13 protein-coding genes are annotated in these 21,749 nt (G+C 70.4%); 10 read left to right on the top strand and 3 right to left on the bottom strand.

The genetic code is table 11. From position 1 onward, the window contains the following. Positions 1-20: 20 nt before the first annotated feature. The 3 genes from mfd (at position 21) to RGE_RS13100 (ending at position 5,633) form a co-directional block, all read left to right on the top strand. Positions 21-3,458 carry a transcription-repair coupling factor gene (gene mfd, locus RGE_RS13090; protein ID WP_014428893.1) on the top strand — a complete coding sequence of 1,146 codons (3,438 nt, stop codon included), beginning with the start codon at positions 21-23 and terminating at the stop codon, positions 3,456-3,458. Between the two features lie 7 nt (positions 3,459-3,465). Next, the gene (gene serB / locus RGE_RS13095) at positions 3,466-4,179 is read left to right on the top strand and encodes a phosphoserine phosphatase SerB (protein WP_014428894.1); all 714 of its coding nucleotides are present in this window, start codon (positions 3,466-3,468) and stop codon (positions 4,177-4,179) included. A 95-nt stretch (positions 4,180-4,274) separates the two neighbouring features. Beyond that, positions 4,275-5,633: a TrpB-like pyridoxal phosphate-dependent enzyme gene (locus tag RGE_RS13100; RefSeq protein ID WP_014428895.1), complete on the top strand. Its 1,359-nt coding sequence runs from the start codon at positions 4,275-4,277 to the stop codon at positions 5,631-5,633. Positions 5,634-5,661: 28 nt separating this feature from the next. Here the strand turns inward: RGE_RS13100 and RGE_RS23260 are convergent, their stop codons facing one another. The 3 genes from RGE_RS23260 to RGE_RS13115 all read right to left on the bottom strand — a co-directional run bounded on the left by RGE_RS23260 (position 5,662) and on the right by RGE_RS13115 (position 11,013). Then, positions 5,662-6,417 (bottom strand): class I SAM-dependent methyltransferase, encoded by a 756-nt coding sequence (locus RGE_RS23260; protein ID WP_014428896.1) that lies wholly within the window; start codon positions 6,415-6,417, stop codon positions 5,662-5,664. Between the two features lie 225 nt (positions 6,418-6,642). Next, positions 6,643-10,590: an ATP-dependent RNA helicase HrpA gene (gene hrpA / locus RGE_RS13110; RefSeq protein ID WP_014428898.1), complete on the bottom strand. Its 3,948-nt coding sequence runs from the start codon at positions 10,588-10,590 to the stop codon at positions 6,643-6,645. 30 nt (positions 10,591-10,620) lie between these two features. Beyond that, positions 10,621-11,013 carry a VOC family protein gene (locus RGE_RS13115; protein ID WP_014428899.1) on the bottom strand — a complete coding sequence of 131 codons (393 nt, stop codon included), beginning with the start codon at positions 11,011-11,013 and terminating at the stop codon, positions 10,621-10,623. A gap of 54 nt (positions 11,014-11,067) precedes the next feature. Between RGE_RS13115 and argA the strand changes: the two genes are divergently transcribed. From argA to rpoD, 7 genes are all read left to right on the top strand, one after another. Continuing rightward, positions 11,068-12,408, top strand: coding sequence for an amino-acid N-acetyltransferase (gene argA, locus RGE_RS13120; RefSeq protein WP_014428900.1), 1,341 nt, complete (start codon positions 11,068-11,070; stop codon positions 12,406-12,408). A 16-nt stretch (positions 12,409-12,424) separates the two neighbouring features. Next, complete coding sequence (locus tag RGE_RS13125) at positions 12,425-12,697, top strand: oxidative damage protection protein (RefSeq protein ID WP_014428901.1); 273 nt, start codon at positions 12,425-12,427, stop codon at positions 12,695-12,697. 133 nt (positions 12,698-12,830) lie between these two features. Further along, the gene (locus RGE_RS13130; RefSeq protein WP_014428902.1) at positions 12,831-13,874 is read left to right on the top strand and encodes a Fe(3+) ABC transporter substrate-binding protein; all 1,044 of its coding nucleotides are present in this window, start codon (positions 12,831-12,833) and stop codon (positions 13,872-13,874) included. Between the two features lie 89 nt (positions 13,875-13,963). Next, positions 13,964-14,272, top strand: coding sequence for an H-NS histone family protein (locus tag RGE_RS13135; RefSeq protein WP_014428903.1), 309 nt, complete (start codon positions 13,964-13,966; stop codon positions 14,270-14,272). A gap of 95 nt (positions 14,273-14,367) precedes the next feature. After that, entirely contained in the window at positions 14,368-17,406 is a 3,039-nt protein-coding gene (locus tag RGE_RS13140) for a putative bifunctional diguanylate cyclase/phosphodiesterase (protein WP_014428904.1), read from the top strand. Next, the gene (gene dnaG, locus RGE_RS13145) at positions 17,403-19,166 is read left to right on the top strand and encodes a DNA primase (protein ID WP_014428905.1); all 1,764 of its coding nucleotides are present in this window, start codon (positions 17,403-17,405) and stop codon (positions 19,164-19,166) included. Before RGE_RS13140 ends, dnaG begins: the two co-directional genes overlap by 4 nt. 333 nt (positions 19,167-19,499) lie before the next feature. Next, positions 19,500-21,695, top strand: a complete 2,196-nt coding sequence (gene rpoD, locus RGE_RS13150) for an RNA polymerase sigma factor RpoD (protein WP_014428907.1) — start codon at positions 19,500-19,502, stop codon at positions 21,693-21,695. The last annotated feature ends 54 nt before the right edge of the window (positions 21,696-21,749 follow it).

Below are 21,749 nucleotides of genomic sequence, written 5' to 3' on the forward strand. Positions count from 1 at the left end.
ATTCTAGAATCGCGCCTCCCATGCAGATTCCGACCATTGCCCCGGGCAAGCGCTTCACGCTGCCGCGCCCGGTGGGTTCGGCCGACGCCCTGCTGCTGGCCCGCCTGGCCGCAGCGCGCAAGGCCGAGCAGCGCCTGCTGGCCGTCGTCACGGCCGATCCCGCCGACACCACCCGCCTCGCCGAAGAGCTGCCGTTCTTCGACCCCGGCCTGCGCGTGGCCGTCTTCCCCGACTGGGAGACGCTGCCCTACGACACCTTCAGCCCGCACCAGGACCTGATCTCCGAGCGCCTGGCGACGCTGTGGCGCGTGCAGCAAGGCGAGGTCGACGTCGTGCTGATGCCGGCCACGACCGCGCTGGTGCGGCTGGCGCCGCCCTCGTTCATGGCGGGCTACACCTTCCACTTCAAGCAGAAGGCGCGGCTGGACGAAGCGAAGCTGAAGTCGCAGCTGACGCTGGCCGGCTACCAACACGTGAGCCAGGTCGTGTCGCCGGGTGAATACGCGGTGCGCGGCGGGCTGATCGACCTGTACCCGATGGGCTCGCTCGTGCCCTACCGCGTCGACCTGTTCGGCGACGAGGTCGACTCGATCCGCACCTTCGACCCCGACAGCCAGAGAAGCCTCTACCCGGTGCCCGAGGTGCGGCTGCTGCCCGGGCGCGAGTTCCCGATGGACGAGGCGGCGCGCACCGCCTTCCGCGCGCGCTGGCGCGAGAAGCTCGACGGCGACCCGACGCGCTCGCGCATCTACAAGGACATCGCGCAAGGCATCGCAACCGGCGGCATCGAGTACTACCTGCCGCTGTTCTTCGACGAGATCGCCAGCGTCTTCGACTACCTGGGCGAGACCGCCGCAGTCGCGCTGCACGGCGAGGTCGACCAGGCGCTGGAGCGTTTCTGGACCGACACACGCGAGCGCCACCGCTTCCTGCAGCACGACCCGGAACGCCCGCTGCTGCCGCCCGAGGCGATCTTCCTGCGCCCGGACGAGTTCTTCGGCCGCACCCAGCCGCATGCGACGCTGGCCTTGCGCGGCAACGAGCCGGTGGACTGGGCGCGGCCGCTGCCCGACATCGCCGTCGACCGCGGCGCGCCCGAGCCGCTGGCCGGGCTCGAACGCCATCTGAAGGCGACGCCGCACCGCGTGCTGCTGGCAGCAGAGAGCGAAGGCCGGCGCGAAAGCCTGCTGGAGCTGCTGCGCGACCACCGCATCGACCTGCCGACGGTCGCCAACCTGGCCGAGTTCCTGTCCGGCGACGAACGTTTCGCCATCGTCGCCGCGCCGCTGGCCCAGGGCTTCCACTGGCACGAGCCGGCCGCCGGCGTGTCGCTGCAGTTACTGACCGAGACCGAGCTCTTCGCCACCGCGCCGCAGGCCCGCCGGCGGCGCAAGCAGGAGCAGACCAGCAACGTCGACGCGCTGATCAAGGACCTGTCGGAGCTGAAGATCGGCGACCCCGTGGTGCACATGAACCACGGCATCGGCCGCTACCGCGGCCTGGTCGAGATCGACGCCGGCGAAGGCCCGAGCGAGTTCCTGCACCTGGAGTACGCCGACAAGGCGACGCTGTACGTGCCGGTGGCGCAGCTGCACCTGATCAGCCGCTACACCGGCGTCAGCGCCGAAGAAGCGCCGCTGCACAAGCTGGGCTCGGGCCAGTGGGACAAGGCGCGGCGCAAGGCCGCCGAGCAGGTGCGCGACACCGCCGCCGAGCTGCTGAACCTGTACGCCCGGCGTGCCGCGCGCGAAGGCTTCGCGCACCGCTTCAGCCCGCACGACTACGAGGCCTTCGCCGCCAGCTTCGGCTTCGAGGAGACGCCCGACCAGCGCGCCGCGATCCACGCCGTCATCCAGGACATGATCAGCCCGCGGCCGATGGACCGGCTGGTCTGCGGCGACGTCGGCTTCGGCAAGACCGAGGTCGCGCTGCGTGCCGCCTTCGTCGCGGTGCACGCCGGCAAGCAGGTGGCGCTGCTGGCGCCGACCACGCTGCTGGCCGAGCAGCACTACCAGACGCTGGTCGACCGCTTCGGCAAGTGGCCGGTGAAGATCGCCGAGCTGTCGCGCTTCCGCTCGGCCAAGGAAGTGAAGGCGGCGCTCGAAGGCATCGCCGACGGCACGGTGGACATCGTCGTCGGCACGCACAAGCTGCTCAGCTCCGACTGCAAGTTCGCGCGCCTGGGCCTGTTGATCATCGACGAGGAGCACCGCTTCGGCGTGCGCCACAAGGAGGCGATGAAGGCGCTGCGCGCCGAGGTCGACGTGCTGACGCTGACGGCCACGCCGATCCCGCGCACGCTGGGCATGGCGCTCGAAGGCCTGCGCGACCTGTCGGTCATCGCCACCGCGCCGCAACGGCGGCTGGCGATCAAGACCTTCGTTCGCAGCGAGAACAACTCGACGATCCGCGAAGCCGTGCTGCGCGAGTTGAAGCGCGGCGGCCAGGTCTACTTCCTGCACAACGACGTCGAGTCGATCCAGGCGCGGCGCCAGAAGCTGGAGGAGCTGCTGCCCGAGGCTCGCATCGGCGTCGCCCACGGCCAGATGCCCGAGCGCGAGCTGGAACACGTGATGCGCGACTTCGTCGCCCAGCGCCACAACGTGCTGCTGTGCTCGACGATCATCGAGACCGGCATCGACGTGCCGACGGCCAACACCATCGTCATCAGCCGCGCCGACAAGTTCGGCCTGGCGCAGCTGCACCAGCTGCGTGGGCGTGTCGGCCGCAGCCACCACCAGGCCTACGCCTACCTGCTGGTGCCCGACGTCGAGGCGCTGACCAAGCAGGCGGCGCAGCGGCTGGAGGCGATCCAGCAGATGGAGGAACTGGGCAGCGGCTTCTACCTCGCGATGCACGACCTGGAGATCCGCGGCGCCGGCGAGGTGCTGGGCGAGAACCAGAGCGGCAACATGATGGAAGTCGGCTTCCAGCTCTACAACGACATGCTGTCGGAAGCCGTGCGCTCGCTGAAGGCGGGCAAGGAGCCCGACCTGCTGTCGCCGCTGGCCGCGACCACCGAGATCAATTTGCACGCCCCGGCGCTGCTGCCCGACGCCTATTGCGGCGACGTGCAGACCCGGCTGAACCTCTACAAGCGCCTGGCCACCGCCGAGAAGGGCGAGCAGATCGACGCGCTGCTGGAGGAGATCACCGACCGCTTCGGCAAGCTGCCGGCGCAGGGCCAGGCGCTGTTCGACACCCACCGCCTGCGCGTGCTGGCGCGGCCCTACGGCGTGCAGAAGATCGACGCCGGGCCCAAGGTGATGAACATCGTCTTCCGCCCCAACCCGCCAATCGAGCCGCTGCGCATCATCGAGCTGGTGCAGAAGAACCGCGCGATCAAGCTCGCCGGCAACGACAAGCTGCGCATCGACCGCGAGATCGCCGACGCGAAGGATCGTGCGCAGTACGTGCGCGACGTGCTGCGTGCGCTGGGCCAGCCGCGCCCCGCCTGAGGACCCCATGGACGCCATCGAACACGCCCCCGGCCTGCACATCCGCGGCTTCCAACCGCCGCTGCGGCTCTCCGACTTCCGGCTGGTGGCGTTCGACATGGACTCGACGCTGATCAACATCGAGTGTGTCGACGAGATCGCACGCGCCGCCGGCCGCTACGACGAGGTCGCGGCGATCACCGAGGCGGCGATGCGCGGCGAGATCAGCGACTACAAGGAGAGCCTGCGCCGGCGCATGGCGCTGCTGGCCGGCGTGCCCGAGGCGGCGCTGCACCAGGTCGCCGAGCAGCGGCTGCAGCTGAATCCCGGCGTCGAAGCCTTCGTCGCCGCCTGCCAGGCCGCCGGGCTGAAGACGATGCTCGTCTCCGGCGGCTTCAGCTTCTTCAGCGAACGCGTGCGCCAGCGCCTGAAGCTGGACTTCGCGCGCGCCAACACGCTGGGCATCGCCCACGGCAAGCTCACCGGCACGCTGCTGCAGCGGCCCTGGGGCGACATCGTCGACGGCGCCGAGAAGCGCCGCGTGCTACTCGAGGTGGCCGAGCTGATGGGCATCGAACCCTCGCAGGCCATCGCCGTCGGCGACGGTGCCAACGACCTGCCGATGATGGGCGCCGCCGGCCTGTCGATCGCCTACCACCCGAAACCCGCCGTCGCCGCCGAGGCGATGATCGCGATCACCTCCGGCGGCCTCGACCGCGCGCTCGAGGTGCTGCGGGCCTGATCCCGCGAGGCGACTGACCGACATCAAGACTCGGCCGGCCGGTCGCGGCGGACCGCCGCCCCGATGACAGAATTCCGCGTCCCCCAGGAGATGCGATGACGACGAAGTTCCTGCTCGAAGAAAGCCGCATGCCGCGGCACTGGTACAACATCGTGGCCGACCTGCCGGTGCCACCGGCGCCGCCGCTGCACCCGGCCACCAAGCAGCCCGTCGCGCCGGCCGACCTGGAGCCGCTGTTCACGCGCTCGCTGATCGAGCAGGAGATGGCGACCGAGCGCGAGATCGAGATCCCCGAGCCGATCCGCGAAGTCTTCCGCCTCTGGCGCCCGGCGCCGCTGATCCGCGCCCGCCGCCTCGAGCAGGCGCTGCAGACGCCGGCCAAGATCTTCTTCAAGTACGAAGGCGTGTCGCCGGCGGGCAGCCACAAGCCCAACAGCGCCGTGCCGCAGGCCTGGTACAACGCCCAGGCCGGCATCCGCAAGCTGAGCACCGAGACCGGCGCCGGCCAGTGGGGCTCGTCGCTGGCCTTCGCCGGCGCGCTGTTCGGGCTGGAGGTCAAGGTCTTCCAGGTGCGCGTGTCCTACGACCAGAAACCGTACCGCCGCGCGCTGATGGAGACCTACGGCGCCACCTGCATCCCCTCGCCTTCGCCCGAGACCGCCGCCGGCCGTGCCGCGCTGGCCGAGCGCCCGGACCACCCCGGCTCGCTGGGCCTGGCGATCAGCGAGGCCGTCGAGGTCGCGGCGACGAACGACGACACCAAGTACGCGCTGGGCTCGGTGCTCAACCACGTGCTGCTGCACCAGACCATCATCGGCCAGGAAGCGATGCTGCAGATGGAGATGGCCGACGCCGACCCGGACGTGGTCATCGCCTGCACCGGCGGCGGCAGCAACTTCGCCGGGCTGGCCTTCCCCTACGTCGGCCAGACGCTGCGCGGCGGCCGCCGGCGCCGCATCGTCGCCGTCGAGCCGGCCGCCTGCCCGAGCCTGACTCGCGGCAAGTTCGCCTACGACTTCGGCGACACCGCGCACCTGACGCCGCTGACCAAGATGCACACGCTGGGCAGCACCTTCACGCCGCCGGGCTTCCACGCCGGCGGCCTGCGCTACCACGGCATGGCGCCGCTGGTCAGCCACCTGAAGGAGCTCGGCCTGATCGAGGCCCAGGCGCACACCCAGAACGACTGCTTCGCCGCGGCGGTGCTGTTCGCGCGCTGCGAAGGCATCGTGCCGGCCCCCGAGGCCAGCCACGCGATCCAGGGCGCGGTGGCCGAGGCGCTGCGCTGCAAGGCCGAAGGCAAGGCCGAGACCATCCTCTTCGGCCTGAGCGGCCACGGCCACTTCGACATGGCCGCCTACACCAACTACCTCGGCGGCAAGCTGGTCGACGCCAGCTACGACGAGGCCGAGCTGGCGATGGCGCTGTCGGGGCTGCCGTCGATCCCGGCCTGAGACGCCGGCGCGCAGGCCCGGACGCGCCTCAGGCGTACGCCATCACGGCGAGTTCCGAGAAGGCGCCGGGCCACTGGCGCGCCAGCCGCGTCTCCAGCGTGCGCCCGAGCAGCAGACGGCCGCAGGCGTAAGGGCAGACCTCGACGCGGCTGAAGCCGCATCGCTGCGTCAGCAGCAGCGACAGGCTGCGGAAGCTGAAGTAGTGGAGGTGGCCCTCGTCGTGCAGGTCCACCGGCTGGCCCTCGTAGGTGGTGAGCCCCTCGTTGCCCGACGCGGTGGAGGGGAAGCGGCCGCGCAAGAGCTGCAATCGCCGGGTGTACTTGGCGATGTTGGGGGTATCGAGGTAGAGGAAACCGCCCGGCCGCAGAACCGCCCGCAGGCGCTGCAGCGCCCGCAGCGGATCGATCAGGTGTTCGACGAGCGCGATCATCACCAGGGCGTCGTAGGACTCGCCCTCGGGGTCAACGGCTTCGGCATCGACCAGCAGCGTGCGCACCCGTGGGTCGCGGAGGCGGCGGGCCACGCCTTCGATGCGCGGCGCGCTGATGTCGCCCAGCGTGTAGCCGGTGATCGCCGGGCAGGCGGCGAGCAGCGCGGCGGCCACCGCGCCGTCACCGGCGCCGAGCTCCAGCACGCTGCCTTGCAGGCGGCCGGCGAGGTACTTCAGCGCGGCCTGCTCCCGGTTGACCGGGCTGTCGGTGCGCTCGATGCCGCGGATGGCCGCGGCCGCACGTTCCCCCGCGTACTTGCGTTCGTAGTGGTCCCGAAGCTGCGAATCTGTCATGACCACCCCCTGAGGAGATCGCCGGACGAGCTTATTCGCGCCGTCTTGCGCCGTGCCAATTGCGGCCGTCGCAAACGGTCTTGCGCCTAGGGGGCGAGGAGGTCTGGGCGCCGCCTGCGGCGGCCACCCGGCCAAGCCGGGTGCTCAGCCTTGCAGGCCGCGCCATGCCAGTGGCCTGGCCCTTCGCGAGGCGTGGTCGGTCCACCGGACCGACCACGTCCGCGCTCAGCCTGAAAGCTGAGCCCAGGCTTTGTCCAGGCGCTTGACGCTGACCGGCTGCGGGGTACGCAGCTCCTGGGCGAACAGGCTGACGCGCAGTTCCTCCAGCAGCCAGCGGTACTCGTCCAGGCGCGCGTGCTGCGCGCCCTTCAGCTCGGCGACACGGCGCCAGTAGCGCTGCTCCAGCGGGCGCAGCTCGGCCAGACGCGTGGCGTCGCGGGCCGGGTCGGCGCGCAGCTTGTCCAGGCGCAGCGTCACGGCCTTCAGATAACGCGGGAAGTGGGCCAGCGCCGCCCAGTCGGTGTTCGCCAGGAAACGTCTGGGCACCAGGCGCTGCAGCTGCTGGGCGACGTCGTCGGCGACGTCCTTGGGCGGGCGGCTGTCCTTGAGCTTGCGCGCGGCGACCGCGTACTCGGCCAGCACGACGCCGGCCAGGCGCGCCACTTCCTGGGCGATCAGGTTCAGCCGCGTGCGGCCTTCGTCGACGCGGGCCTTGAAGCTGCGTTCGTCGCTCGGCAGCGGCTCGGCCAGGAAGGCGCGGTCGACGGCGACGTCGATGATCTGCTGGCGCAGCTCCTCGACGGTGCCGCCCATCGCCATGAAGGCGACGCCCATCTTCTGCAGATCGGGGATGTTCTTCTCGAGGTACTTCAGCGGCTCGCGGATCTGCAGCGCGACCAGCCGGCGCAGGCCGACACGGTGCTTGGCGGCGGCGACCTCGGGCTCGTCGAAGACCTCGATCTCGACGTGCGTGCCGCCGTCGACCAGCGCCGGAAAGCCGATCAGCGTCTGCGCGCCCTTGCGGATCTCCATCAGCTCGGGCAGCTCGCCGAAGGTCCAGGCGGTGTGGCGCTGCGCCGCGGCCGGTGCGGGAGGCGCGACGACCTCGGCGGCCACCCCGCGGCCCGGCCCCCTCTCCCGCCCCGCGGGAGAGGGCTGGGGTGAGGGCTGCGGCGCGGGCGCCGCCTTCACCTTCAGCGCCGCCAGCGCCTGGAACGCGCTGCGCGCCTGGCCGCCGAGTTCGGCCTTCAGCCCGGCGAGGTCGCGCCCCATCGCCAGCTGCCGGCCGTGCTCGTCGACGACGCGGAAGTTCATGAACAGGTGCGGCGGCAGCTGTTCGAGCTTGAAGTCGTTGCGCTGCACCGCGAGCTGGGTGCGCTCGCGCACCGCCTTCAGCAGCGCGTCCACCAGCTCGCCCTGGGCGAAGGGCGCGGTGGCGCAGAACTCGGCGGCGAACTCGGGCAGCGGCACCAGGCGCGAGCGCGGGCGCTGGTGCAGGCTCTTGCACAGCGCCAGCACCTTGTCGCGCAGCATGCCGGGCACCAGCCACTGGCAGCGCTCTTCGCTGGCTTGGTTGAGCGCGTAGATCGGCAGCGTGACGGTGAGCCCGTCCTTGGCGTCGCCGGGCTCGTGCAGATAGCTCGCCGCGCAGTCGATGCCGCCCAGGCGCACGGTCTTCGGGAAGGCGTCGGTCGTGATGCCGGCGGCCTCGTGGCGCATCAGCTCGTCGCGCGTCAGCTGCAGCAACTTCGGCTGCTTCTTGACCTCCTCGCGGAACCACTTCTCCAGCGTCGCGCCCGAGCACACCTCGGGCGGCAGCTGCTGGTCGTAGAAGGCGAAGATCAGCTCGTCGTCGACCAGCACGTCCTGGCGCCGCGACTTGTGCTCCAGTTCCTCGACCTGGGCGACGAGCTTGCGGTTGTGCGCCAGGAACGGCAGCCGCGACTCCCAGTCGCCGTTGACCAGCGCCTCGCGGATGAAGATCTCACGTGCCGCCTTGGCGTCGACGCGGCCGTAGTTGACGCGGCGGTTGTTGTAGATGACCAGCCCGTACAGCGTCGCGCGCTCCAGCGCGATGACCTCGGCGGCCTTCTTCTCCCAGTGCGGCTCGAGCAGTTGGGTCTTCAGCAGATGGCCGGCCACCGCCGGGATCCAGCCCGGCTCGATGGCGGCGATGCCGCGGCCGAAGAGCCGCGTCGTCTCCACCAGCTCGGCGGCGACGATCCAGCGCCCGGGCTTCTTGCTCAGGTGCGCGCCCGGGTGGCGCCAGAACTTGATGCCGCGCGCACCCAGGTACCAGTCGTCGTCGTCGGACTTGCAGCCGATGTTGCCCAGCAGGCCGGCGAGCATCGACAGGTGCAGCTGCTCGTAGGTCGCCGGCGCGGTGTTCAGCCGCCAGCCGTGCTCGGCGACGACGGTCAGCAGCTGCGAATGGATGTCGCGCCACTCGCGCACGCGCCGCGGGTTGACGAAGCTCTCGCGCAGGCGCTGCTCCTGCTGCCGGTTGGACAGCTTGTGCGGCGGCGCGGCCTCGGGCGCGGGCCGGCCGGCGCCGCGCTGAGGCGCTTTCGGCGGCGGGCGGTTGGCCTCGGGCGCGGCGGCGTGCACGTGGCCGCGGCCTTCCTCGATCCAGTTCCACAGCTTCAGGTAGCCGACGAACTCGCTCTTCTCGTCGTCGAACTTGCGGTGCTTCTCGTCGGCGGCCTGCTGCTGCTCCAGCGGCCGGTCGCGCACGTCCTGCACCGACAGCGCCGAGGCGATGACCAGCACCTCCGACAGCGCGTGGCGGTCGCGGGCCTCGATGATCATGCGGCCGACGCGCGGGTCCAGCGGCAGCTTGGCGAGTTCGCGGCCGATCTTCGTCAGCTCGCCCTGCTCGTCGATCGCGTCGAGCTCGTCGAGCAGCGCGTAGCCGTCGGCGATGGCCTTCCTCGGCGGCGGCTCCAGGAACGGGAAGTCCTCGACCGTGCCCAGGCGCAGCGCCTTCATGCGCAGGATGACGCCGGCCAGCGACGAACGCAGGATCTCGGGGTCGGTGAAACGCGTGCGCTGGTTGAAGTCGGCCTCGTCGTAGAGGCGGATGCAGACGCCGTTGGCGACACGGCCGCAGCGGCCGGCACGCTGGTTGGCCGCGGCCTGGCTGACCGGCTCGACCTGCAGCTGCTCGACCTTGTTGCGGTAGCTGTAGCGCTTGACGCGCGCCAGCCCCGAGTCGACGACATAGCGGATGCCGGGCACCGTCAGCGAGGTCTCGGCGACGTTGGTCGCGAGCACGATGCGCCGGCCGTTGCCGGCCTCGAAGACGCGGTCCTGCTCGGCCTGCGACAGCCGCGCGAACAGCGGCAGGATCTCCGGCTGCGGCCCGCCGCGCGCGGTGCTGGCCAGGTGCTTGCGCAGGTGGTCGGCGGTCTCGCGGATCTCGCGCTCGCCGGGCAGGAAGACGAGGATGTCGCCCGAGCCGCCACGCCAGAGCTCGTCGACGGCGTCGGCGATCGCGTCGCCCAGGTCCCAGTCCTTCTTCTCCTCGAACGGCCGCCAGCGCTGCTCGACCGGGTACAGCCGGCCCGAGACCATGATCACCGGCGCCGGGCCGGCGGCGGACTCGAAGTGCTTCGCGAAGCGGTCGGCGTCGATCGTCGCCGAGGTGACGACGATCTTCAGGTCGGGCCGGCGCGGCAGCAGCTGGCGCAGGTAGCCGAGCAGGAAATCGATGTTGAGGCTGCGCTCGTGCGCCTCGTCGATGATCAGCGTGTCGTAGGCCTTGAGCAGCGGGTCGGTCTGCGTCTCGGCCAGCAGGATGCCGTCGGTCATCAGCTTGACCGAGGCGCCCGGCTGCAGCCGGTCCTGGAACCGCACCTTGTAGCCGACGACCTCGCCCAGCGGCGAGTTCAGCTCCTCGGCGATGCGCTTGGCGACGCTGGAGGCGGCGATGCGCCGCGGCTGCGTGTGGCCGATCAGGCCGCGGCCGCCGGCGCCCAGGCCGCGGCCCAGCTCCAGCGCGATCTTCGGCAGCTGAGTCGTCTTGCCCGAGCCGGTCTCGCCGCAGACGATGACCACCTGGTGTTCGGAAAGCGCACGCGCGATCTCGTCTCGGCGCGCCGAGACGGGCAGCGATTCGGGATAGGTGATCGGCGGAACCGGGTTGGCCGGCCGCCCGGGGCGAGTGTCGGACACGGGGCGCGGATTATGGCCGCGCCCGCGCCTTCACATCGCTTCGTAGCGGATGACGTTGATCGCCGCGCCGGTCGGGTCGCGCAGCACGGCCATGCGGCCGACGCCGGGAACGTCCATCGCCGGCACCAGCACGCTGCCGCCGAGTTCGAGCGCCTTGGCGATCGTGTCGTCGACCGAGTCGACCGTGACGTAGCCCGCCCAGTGCGGCGGCACTTCCTTCGGCGTGTCGGGCGGGAAGGCCATGACGCCACCGACCGCGGTGCCGTCCGGCGTCTTGGCGACGCGGTAGGTGCCGACCCCGTCGTACTCCTGCTGGTCGAAGCTCCAGCCGAACAGCTCGCCGTAGAACGCGGCGGCGCGCTCGGGATCGGCCGTCAGCAGTTCGTTCCAGCTGAACGCGCCGTGAGTCTTGAAGACGTCCATGCGATCTCCTGTTTCGTGGAGCGCCGATGATGCTGCGGCACAATCGCCCGCGCCATGAGCGTCGTCTTCCCGCACACCTTCGTCCCCTGGTTCAGGGCGGTCGCCCCCTACCTGCATGCCTACCGGGGCAAGACCTTCGTCGTCGCGGTGACCGGGGAGATGATCGCCGCCGGCAAGCTCAATGCCTTCGTGCAGGACCTGTCGATCCTGCACGCGATGGGGCTGAAGATCGTGCTGGTGCACGGCTTCCGGCCGCAGGTCAACGAGCAGCTCGCCGCCAAGGGCCACGTCTCGCGCTTCAGCCACGGCCGCCGCATCACCGACCCGGTGGCGCTGGACGCTGCGCAGGAAGCCGCCGGCCAGCTGCGTTTCGAGATCGAGGCCGCGTTCTCGCAAGGCCTGCCGAACACGCCGATGGCCAACGCGACGGTGCGCGTGGTCTCGGGCAACTTCCTGACCGCGCGCCCGGTCGGCATCGTCGACGGCGTCGACTTCCAGTCCAGCGGCCTGGTGCGGCGTGTGGACCACGGCGCGATCCGGCGCGCGATCGACATCGGCGCGCTGGTGCTGCTGTCGCCGTTCGGTTTCTCGCCGACCGGCGAGGCCTTCAACCTGACGATGGAGGACGTCGCGACCTCCACCGCGATCGCGCTGCAGGCCGACAAGCTGGTCTTCATGACCGAGGTGCCGGGCATCCGCGAGAACCCGGACGACCCGGAAAGCGCGATCGACACCGAGCTGGCGCTGGCCGACGCGCGCCGCCTGCTCGCCGCCTGGCCGGCGCCGGCCAAGCCCACCGACCCGGCCTTCTACCTGCAGTACTGCGTGAAGGCCTGCGAACACGGCGTCGAGCGCTCGCACATCCTGCCTTTCGCCGCCGACGGCTCGCTGCTGCTGGAGGTGTTCACGCACGACGGCATCGGCACGATGGTCGTCGACGAGAAGCTGGAAAGCCTGCGCGAGGCCACGCCCGACGACGTCGGCGGCATCCTGCAGCTGATCGAACCCTTCGAACGCGACGGCACCCTGGTGCGCCGCGAGCGCACCGAGATCGAACGCGACGTCTCGGCCTACACGGTCATCGAGCACGACGGCATCATCTTCGGCTGCGCGGCGCTCTACCCCTACCCCGAGGCGCGCACCGCCGAGATGGCGGCGCTGACCGTCTCGCCGCTGGCCCAGGGCCAGGGCGACGGCGAGCGCATCCTCAAGCACATCGAGCACCGCGCCAAGGCGATGGGGCTGGAGAGCGTGTTCGTGCTGACCACGCGCACGATGCACTGGTTCATCAAGCGCGGCTTCGCCCAGGTCGACCCCGACTGGCTGCCCGAGGCGCGCAAGCGCAAGTACAACTGGGACCGGCGCTCGCAAGTGCTGGTCAAGCGACTGTTCTGAACAACTGGAGACCCCGATGGCCCGCATGGTGAACTGCGTCTACCTGAAGAAGGAAGCCGAAGGCCTGTCCTTCGCGCCCTACCCCGGCGAGCTCGGCAAGCGCATCTACGACAACGTCTCGAAGGAGGCCTTCGAGCAGTGGAAGCGCCACCAGACGATGCTCGTCAACGAGAACCGCCTGAACCTGGCCGACGCCCGCGCCCGCCAGTACCTCGCCCGCCAGATGGAGCAGTTCTTCTTCGGCGGCGGCGCCGACGCGCCGGCGGGCTTCGTTCCGCCGGCGGCCTGAGATCGTGATCGAGCCTGGGCCACAGGTGCGGGCCGCGACGTCGGGCGTATAACCCGACGAGATTTACGATAACGAAACTCATTCGCATTGCGAGCTAGACTCCAGGCTCTCTTTTGACCCCGGAGTCCCTCCAATGCAGCGTCCGTCGTTCGTCCGATTTGCCGCGCTCGCGCTGGCCGCCGTCGTCACCACGGCCGCGCAGGCGCAGGCCCCGGTGCTGAATCTCTATTCGGCCCGTCACTACCAGACCGACGAAGCGCTTTACGAGAATTTCACCAAGGCGACCGGCATCCGCATCAACCGCGTCGACGCCGACGATGCCGGCGTCGTGGCGCGGCTGCAAAGCGAAGGACAAAACAGCCCGGCCGACGTCGTGCTGCTCGTCGACGCGGCCCGCCTGTGGCGTGCCGAAACCCAGGGCCTGTTCCAGCCGGTGAAGAGCCGCGTGCTCGAGGAGCGGATTCCCGCCACCTTGCGCAGCGACGACGACGGCCAGGGCTCGCAATGGTTCGGGTTTTCCACCCGGGCCCGCGTCATCGTCTACGACAAGACCCGCGTCCAGCGCGCCGACGTCGACACCTATGAAAAACTCGGCGCTCCCGTGAACAAGGGTCGCGTCTGCACGCGGTCCGGCTCGCACCCCTACAACCTCTCGCTCTTCGGGGCGATGCTCGAACACCTCGGCCCGCAGAAGACGGAAGCCTGGCTGCGCGGCATCGTCGACAACATGGCCCGCCCGCCCAAGGGCGGCGACACCGACCAGATCAAGGCGGTGGCCAGCGGCGAATGCGCGGTGGCGCTGACCAACAGCTACTATCTGGCGCGCATGATGCGGTCGCAGAACCCGGCCGACCAGCAGGTCGTCGAGCGCATCGCGGTGGTCTTCCCCGACCAGGCGACGACCGGCACCCACGTCAATATCGCCGGCGGCGCCGTGGCGCGTTACGCGAAGAACCGCGAGGCCGCCGTGCGATTCCTCGAATACCTTGCAAGCGCCGACGCCCAGTCGTATTTTGCCAACGGCAACAACGAATGGCCGGCCGTTCCCGGGGTGAAGCCGCGCAATCCCGCGCTGGAGAGCTTCGGCAGCTTCAAGACGGAATCCGTGCCGGTATCCGCGATCGGCCGCAATCAGGTCAAGGTGCAACAGATGCTGGACCGCGTCGGTTACCGCTGATTTCTGTCTTTCGAGGTTTCTCCGGTCGCATCCGCGGCCCGCGATGGTATATTTCGCGGCACCCGAAGGATTCGACAGGAGATACCTAGATGGCTACGTTGTCCGAATTGCTCGCACAGAAGGCTGCACTCGAAAAGCAGATCATCGAGACGCAACGCGAGGAACGCGCTGCGGCGATCGCCCAGGTGAAGTCGCTGATGTCGCAGTACGGACTGACGCTGGCCGACCTGAGCGCCAAGTCCGGCGCCGCGACGCCGCGCCGCGGCAGCACCGGCAAGGTGCCTGCCAAGTACCGTGACCCGGACACCGGCGACACCTGGTCCGGCCGCGGTCTGCAGCCGAAGTGGCTGAAGGCGGCGCTGGCCAATGGCCGGTCGCTGTCCGATTTCACCGTCTAAACGCGGCCACCCCAATGCGGGGTCGCGCAGGGGTCGAGACCCTGGCTCGGCGCTAGCATGGTGCGGTTGTTCCGCCCTTGCCCACCTTCCGCCGCGTGACCCCCACCGATAGCAGACGACTGCTGCCCCGCCTGCTGGCGGATGGGCAAGCCGCCCCCGCTCGCGCCGTCGGTGCCTTCGCGGCGGCACTGGGCTGCCTGCTGGCCGGCCTGCTGGGCAGCTTCGCGCTGGCCGGCATGCCGTGGAGCACGATGGGCCCCGCGGCGGGTGTCGTGCTCGCCTGCAGCCTGCGCTGGGGCGCCGGAGCCGGCGCGGGCGCGGCGCTCGGCGCGGCGCTGGCCTTGCTGGCCCAGCCGCTGCCTCCCATCGAGATCGCCGTGGCCCTGGTCGCGCTGGCGTCCGGGATCGTGCTGGCCTGGCGGCTGCTGCGCCAGCTCGCTTTCGAACGACGGCTGGAGCGGGCCCGCGACGTGGGCTGGCTCGCCGTCGCGACGGTCGCGGTGTTCGCGCCGGTCGCCGCCGTCGTCGCGGCGGGTGCGCTGCGCTGGACCCTGCCGTCTCCCGCCGTCGACCGCGTCGACACCCTGCTGGCCGCCTGGGCGACGCTGGGCATCGGCGCGCTGCTGACGGCGTTCCCCCTGCTCGCGCTGGATCGCCGCGCCGCCGTCGTGCTCGACCGGCCGACGCGGCTGGCCGGCGCGCTGGCGCTGGCGGCCGCCGCGGCAGCGGCCACGCTGCTGCTGTGCAGCCCGTCCAACCGCGCCGGCGAACTCGGCGTGCTGCTGCCCTTTGCCGCGCCGCTGCTGCTGGTGGCGCTGGCCGTGTGCCACGGCGCACCGCTGGCCGCCGCGGCGCTGCTGCTGTGCACCACGGTCGGCGCGCTGAGCACCGTGTCCGGCTCGCCATGGTGGTCCGGCGCGGTGCAACCGCCGCCGCTGGCCACCGGCGCCTGGCTGGCGACGCAGGCCGCGCTGCTGCTGATCCTGCATGCCGGCGCCGTCGAGGCTCGCTGGCGCGAGCAGCGCTGGGAGTGGGCGCTGGACGGCTCGCACCTCGGCGTCGCCGACTGGCACGTGCGTCGCGGCGAAGGCTTCGCCTCGACCGCCTGGCGGGCGCTGGCGCCCGCCAGCGAGCCGGCCTGGACGCCGGCAACCTGGCTGGCCCAGGTGCATCCCGACGACCGCGCCGCGCTCGAAGCGGCGATCGCGCTGATCGACTCCGGGCAGTCCGGGCGCCAGCAGCTCGAGCTGCGCATGCGCCGCGAGGCGGTCTGGCGCTGGCGCCAGGCGACGCTGCTGGTGATCGAACGCGGCGCCGACGGCCGCCCGGCACGCATCCTGGCCACGCTGGCCGACGTCGAGGAGCGCCACGACGCGCTCGAGCGCCAGCGGCTGTCGGCGAGCCTGTTCCAGCACCTGCACGAAGGCCTGCTCGTCACCGACGCCGAACTGCGCGTGCTGGAGGCCAACCCGGCCTACACCGAGATCCTGGGCGTCGCACGCGAGGAACTGATCGGCACCGTGCCCTCGCTGCTGAGCCCGGCCCCCGACGACGCGCGTGCACGCCAGCAGCGCGCCGAGATGTGGAGCGCGCTGCGCGAGCGCGGCAGCTGGCGCGGCGAGCTCGACGAGCGCCGCGCCGACGGCAGCCTGCGCACGCTGCAGGCGACGATCTCCACCGTGCCCGGGGCCGAACGCAGCACGCACCACCACGTGCTCGTCATCTCCGACATCACCGAACAGCGCCGTCAGCGCGAGCTGCTCGAGCGCCAGGCGCTGTTCGACGAGCTGACCCGGCTGCCCAACCGCGCCCAGCTGTCGTCGCTGCTGGCCGAGGCGATGGAAGTCGCCGACCGCGACGGCTTCCTGGTCGCCGTCTGCTATCTCGACCTGGACCACTTCAAGCCGGTCAACGACCGCTTCGGCCATGCCGCCGGCGACCGCCTGCTGGTCGAGCTGGCGAGCCGGCTGCGCACCGCGCTGCGCCGGCGTGAGCAATGGGCCGACGTCGCCGCGCGCCTGCACGGCGACGAGTTCGTGCTGCTGCTGCGCGCCGGCTCGATCGACGAGGCGCGGCGCGCCATCGTGCGCGTGCTGCGCGTGCTGTCGCAGCCGTATCTGGTCGACCCCGCTGCCGACCCGGTGGCGATCACCACCAGCCTGGGCGCCACGCTCTACCCGCTGGACCGCCAGGACCCGGACACGCTGCTGCGCCACGCCGACCACGCGATGTACGAGGCCAAGCAGTCGGGCCGCAACGGCTACGTGCTGTTCGACCCGGCCAGCCGCCTGGAGCGCGAGGCGCAGGTCATGGCCCAGGACGAGATCGAGCAGGCGCTCGAGCGCGGCGAGCTGATGCTGCGCTACCAGCCCAAGGTCGACATGCGCAGCGGCCGCGTCGTCGGTTTCGAAGCCCTGCTGCGCTGGGAGCATCCGACCAAGGGCGAACTGCCGCCGCACGCCTTCCTGCCGCGAATCGAGGACGACGGCCTGCTGGTGCGCGTCGGCGACTGGGTGCTGTCGCAGGCGCTGGAGCACCTGGCGCAGTGGCGCCGCGACGGGCTCGACTTCGCCGTCGGCGTCAACGTCTCGTCGCGCCACCTGCGCCGCGCCGACTTCGCCGCCCAGCTGGCGGCGCTGATCGCACGCCACGGCCACGACCTCGCGCCCTACCTCGAGCTGGAGGTCGTCGAGACCGCCGCCATCGCCGCCGAGGACAGCCCGACGACCTCGGCGCAGATGAAGCAGTGCCGCGAGCTCGGCGTGCGTTTCGCGCTCGACGACTTCGGCACCGGCTACTCGCCCTTGCGCTACCTGAAGGACCTGCCGGCCGACACGCTGAAGATCGACCGCGGCTTCGTGCACAACATGCTCGACGACGCCCAGGACCGCGGCATCGTCGATGGCATCATCAGCCTGGCGCGCACCTTCGGCTGCAGCGTCGTCGCCGAGGGTGTCGAGACCCCGGCGCAGGCGCGCATGCTGCTGGACCTGGGCTGCGACATCGGCCAGGGCACCGGCATCGCCTCGCCGCTGCGCGCCAGCCAGGTGGCGCAGTGGGTGCGCGACTTCCGCGGTGTTTTCGTGATCGCGCCGGCAGGCGCCGGCGACGGCTTGGCTAGACTCGGCGGGTGATTCCCGCCGGTTTTCTCCAGGATCTGCTTTCCCGCGTCGACATCGTCGACGTGGTCGGCCAGCACGTCGAGCTCAAGCGCGGCGGCGCCAACCTGATGGGCTTGTGCCCGTTCCACGCCGAAAAGTCGCCCAGCTTCTCGGTGAGCCCGAGCAAGCAGTTCTATTACTGCTTCGGCTGCGGCGCCTCGGGCGACGCGATCCGCTTCCTCACCGAACACCTGGGCCTGAGCTTCGTCGAGGCGGTGCGCGACCTGGCGCAGCGCGTGGGCATGCAGGTGCCCGAGGAGCAGCTCAGCGCCGAGGAACTGGTGCGCCGCGACAAGCTGCGCGAGCGCCGCCTGTCGATGGGCGAGGTGCTGGTGCGCGCCAACGATTTCTACCGCGGCCAGCTGAAGACCAGCCCGCGCGCGGTCGGCTACCTCAAGGGCCGCGGCCTCACCGGCGTCATCGCCGCGCGCTTCGGCCTCGGTTACGCGCCGCCGGGCTGGCGCACGCTGGCCGGCGTCTTCCCGCGCTACGACGACCCGCTGCTCGAGGAAGCTGGCCTGGTGCGCCATCGCGAGGCCGCCGACGGCGAAGCCGAGGACAGCGAACGCGGCCGCTACGACTGGTTCCGCGACCGGGTGATGTTCCCGATCCGCAACGTCGCCGGCGAGGTCATCGGCTTCGGCGGCCGCGTGCTCGACGACAGCAAGCCCAAGTACATCAACTCGCCCGAGACGCCGCTGTTCAGCAAGGGACGCGAGCTCTACGGCCTGTTCGAGGCGCGCCAGGCGCTGCGCGAACGCGGCTGCGCGATCGTCGTCGAGGGCTACATGGACGTCGTCGCGCTGGCCCAGCACGGCGTGAACAACGCCGTCGCGACGTTGGGCACGGCCTGCACCGCCGAGCACGTGCAGAAGCTGTTCCGCTTCACCGACGCGATCGTCTTCTCGTTCGACGGCGACGCCGCCGGCCGGCGCGCGGCGGCACGGGCCCTCGAAGCCGCGCTGCCGCACGCCACCGACCTCCGCAGCGTGAAGTTCCTCTTCCTGCCGCCCGAGCACGACCCCGACAGCTACGTGCGCGAGCTCGGCGTCGAGGCCTTCGAGCAGGCGCTGGCCGCGGCCGTGCCGCTGTCGCGCCAGTTGGTCGAACAGGCCGCCGAGGACGCCGACCTCGGCAGCGCCGAAGGCCGGGCCAAGCTGGCGGCCCAGGCGCGACCGCTTTGGTCGGCGCTGCCCGAGGGCAGCCTGAAGGACCAGCTCCTCGGCGAGATCGCCGAACGCGCCCGGCTGCCGCGCGAGGACCTAGCCCGGCGCTGGGGCCTGCGGTCCGGCGATGCACCGCGCGCGGCGCCCGAACCCTCCGAGGAGCGCCCGGCTTACAGCCAGCGGCGCGGCCCGCCCTCGCCCCGCCGCGGCCCGGGCCGGGTCCCGGTGCGCCTGCCGCAGGACCAGGCGCTGCGCCTGCTGCTGCTGCGGGCCGGCTGGTGGCTGGAGCTGACCGACGCCGACCACGAGGCGCTGACCGGCGTGCCCGACTGGCATGCCGAGTGTTTCCGCTGGCTCGAGCGCTGGCTGGCCGAACACGGCGACACGCCCTGGCCGACGCTGCGCGAGCAGATCGCGGCCGAGCCCTGGGGCGAGCAGGCGGTCGCGCTCGTCGACGGCGCCGAGGTGCCGATCGAGCCGCTGCTGGAAGACCTGCGTACCGCGGTCGCCCAGACCGTGCGCGCCCAGGCCATGCTCCAGGCGATGGCCGTGCTCGGCCGGCGCTGAGGCGCAGGCCCGCGGCTTGCCCCGTCGCCAGGCTTGCCGGGGCCGTGGCGCCACATTCATTGGAATTTTTTGACGAATCGCCGTTCGTCGCCGATAATGGTGGGTTTGTTGCAGCGGCAAGAGTGAGCAGCAGCACCTCCGGGCCCCGGCCACCCGCGACACGGGTTCAACAGGCCAACTTCACCCGCAAGGGCTGCGCATTCCGATGAGTTCACGCGAGCTTGCCCGTCTGGACGCGCCACCCCAGGACGCCGCACGTCGCGGCGTGTTTCCGCACGCCTTGCGGCGAATGCAAGGCGGGGCGTGGCCGTGGAAACCTTCCCGAGGAACCGCATGACCGCCAAGAAGCCCGCATCCGCTGCCCCCGCCGACGAGGCCAAGACCACCAAGGCCAAGGCCGCCGCCATCGACACCGCCAAGCCGGCGAAGAAGACCGCCAAGGCGCCGGCCAAGACCGACGCCAAGGCCAAGGCCGGCAAGAAGGATACGAAGAAGGCCGCCGAGGAAGACGACCTGGTCGACCTGGAGGCCGAACTCGAGGCGGAACCGGAAGCCGAAGCGGAAGCCGAGGTCGAGGTCGACGCGAGCGAAGGCAAGGAAGCCAAGGCCAAGCCGCTGCGCATGAAGGTCAGCCGCGCCAAGGAGCGCGCGCTGATGCGCGAGTTCGGGCTCGACGAGGCCACCCTGACCGAAGAGGAAGTCGCCAAGCGCCGCCAGGAGCTCAAGACCCTCATCAAGATGGGCAAGACGCGTGGTTTCCTGACGCACCAGGAAATCAACGACCACCTGCCCGAGAAGCTGGTCGACAACGAAATCCTCGAGGCCATCGTCTCGATGCTCAACGACATGGGCATCGCGGTCTACGAGCAGGCGCCCGACGCGGCCACGCTGCTGATCAACGGCAGCAACACCGCCACCGCGACCGACGAGGAAGCCGAAGAAGCCGCCGAAGCGGCGCTGTCGACCGTCGACAGCGAGTTCGGCCGCACCACCGACCCGGTGCGCATGTACATGCGCGAGATGGGCTCGGTCGAGCTGCTCACGCGTGAAGGCGAGATCGAGATCGCCAAGCGCATCGAAGGCGGCCTGCAGGCGATGATGCTGGCCATCAGCGCCAGCCCGACGACGATCGCCGAGATCCTGGCGATGGCCGACAAGATCGCCGCCGGCGAGATGCAGATCTCCGAGGTCGTCGACGGCTTCGTCAGCGACGACGAGGCCGACGACTACGTCGCCGAAGAAGACTTCGACGAGTTCGACGAGGACGACGACGACGACGGCGCCGGCGGCAGCAAGGCGCTGACGAAGAAGCTCGAAGAGCTGAAGAAGCAGGCGCTGGAGAAGTTCGACCTGCTGCGCTCGCACTTCGACCGCATGCGCAAGGCCTACGAGAAGGACGGCTACAAGTCGCCGGCCTACAACAAGGCCCAGGAGTCGATCAGCGACGACCTGATGACGATCCGCTTCACGGTCAAGACGATCGAGAAGCTGTGCCAGATCCTGCGCGCCCAGGTCGACGACGTGCGCCGCTACGAGCGCGAGATCCGCAAGATCGTCGTCGACAAGTGCGGCATGCCGCAGGAACAGTTCATCAAGACCTTCCCGCCCAACGTCCTGAACCTCAAGTGGGCCGAGAAGGAAGCCGCGGCCGGCAAGCCGTACTCGGCGGTGCTGGGCCGCAACCTGCCGGCGGTGCAGGAACTGCAGCAGAAGCTCATCGACCTGCAGGGCCGCGCCGTCGTGCCGCTGGACGATCTCAAGGAGATCAACCGGCACATGAACGCCGGCGAGAAGGCCAGCCGCGACGCGAAGAAGGAGATGATCGAGGCCAACCTGCGCCTGGTGATCTCGATCGCGAAGAAGTACACCAACCGCGGCCTGCAGTTCCTGGACCTGATCCAGGAAGGCAACATCGGCCTGATGAAGGCGGTCGACAAGTTCGAATACCGCCGCGGCTACAAGTTCTCGACCTACGCCACCTGGTGGATCCGCCAGGCGATCACGCGCTCGATCGCCGACCAGGCGCGCACGATCCGCATCCCGGTTCACATGATCGAGACGATCAACAAGATGAACCGCATCTCGCGCCAGCACCTGCAGGAGTTCGGCTTCGAGCCGGATGCGCCGACGCTGGCCGAGAAGATGGAGATTCCCGAGGACAAGATCCGCAAGATCATGAAGATCGCCAAGGAGCCGATCTCCATGGAAACGCCGATCGGCGACGACGACGACAGCCACCTGGGCGACTTCATCGAGGACACGAACAACGTCGCCCCGGTGGACGCCGCGATGCAGGCCGGCCTGCGCGAGGTCGTCAAGGACATCCTCGACAGCCTGACGCCGCGCGAAGCCAAGGTGCTGCGCATGCGCTTCGGCATCGAGATGTCGACCGACCACACGCTGGAAGAAGTCGGCAAGCAGTTCGACGTCACGCGCGAACGCATCCGCCAGATCGAAGCCAAGGCGATCCGCAAGCTCAAGCACCCCAGCCGATCTGACAAGCTGCGGACGTACCTGGACAATCTCTGATTGGACAGAGAGGTCGCCGCCGCAGGCGGCCGCCGCCGCGACGCGGCGGCGCGC

Origin of the sequence: Rubrivivax gelatinosus IL144 (genome assembly GCF_000284255.1) — a bacterium.
Taxonomy (GTDB): domain Bacteria; phylum Pseudomonadota; class Gammaproteobacteria; order Burkholderiales; family Burkholderiaceae_C; genus Rubrivivax; species Rubrivivax gelatinosus_A.

Excerpts from the sequence above, each read along its gene's own strand:
- argA (WP_014428900.1), top strand. The coding sequence starts at position 11,068 with ATGAGCGTCGTCTTCCCGCACACCTTCGTCCCCTGGTTCAGGGCGGTC.
- RGE_RS13130 (WP_014428902.1), top strand. The coding sequence starts at position 12,831 with ATGCAGCGTCCGTCGTTCGTCCGATTTGCCGCGCTCGCGCTGGCCGCC.
- RGE_RS13125 (WP_014428901.1), top strand. The coding sequence starts at position 12,425 with ATGGCCCGCATGGTGAACTGCGTCTACCTGAAGAAGGAAGCCGAAGGC.
- RGE_RS13135 (WP_014428903.1), top strand. The coding sequence starts at position 13,964 with ATGGCTACGTTGTCCGAATTGCTCGCACAGAAGGCTGCACTCGAAAAG.
- RGE_RS13100 (WP_014428895.1), top strand. The coding sequence starts at position 4,275 with ATGACGACGAAGTTCCTGCTCGAAGAAAGCCGCATGCCGCGGCACTGG.
- RGE_RS23260 (WP_014428896.1), bottom strand. The coding sequence starts at position 6,417 with ATGACAGATTCGCAGCTTCGGGACCACTACGAACGCAAGTACGCGGGG.
- serB (WP_014428894.1), top strand. The coding sequence starts at position 3,466 with ATGGACGCCATCGAACACGCCCCCGGCCTGCACATCCGCGGCTTCCAA.
- mfd (WP_014428893.1), top strand. The coding sequence starts at position 21 with ATGCAGATTCCGACCATTGCCCCGGGCAAGCGCTTCACGCTGCCGCGC.
- RGE_RS13115 (WP_014428899.1), bottom strand. The coding sequence starts at position 11,013 with ATGGACGTCTTCAAGACTCACGGCGCGTTCAGCTGGAACGAACTGCTG.
- rpoD (WP_014428907.1), top strand. The coding sequence starts at position 19,500 with ATGACCGCCAAGAAGCCCGCATCCGCTGCCCCCGCCGACGAGGCCAAG.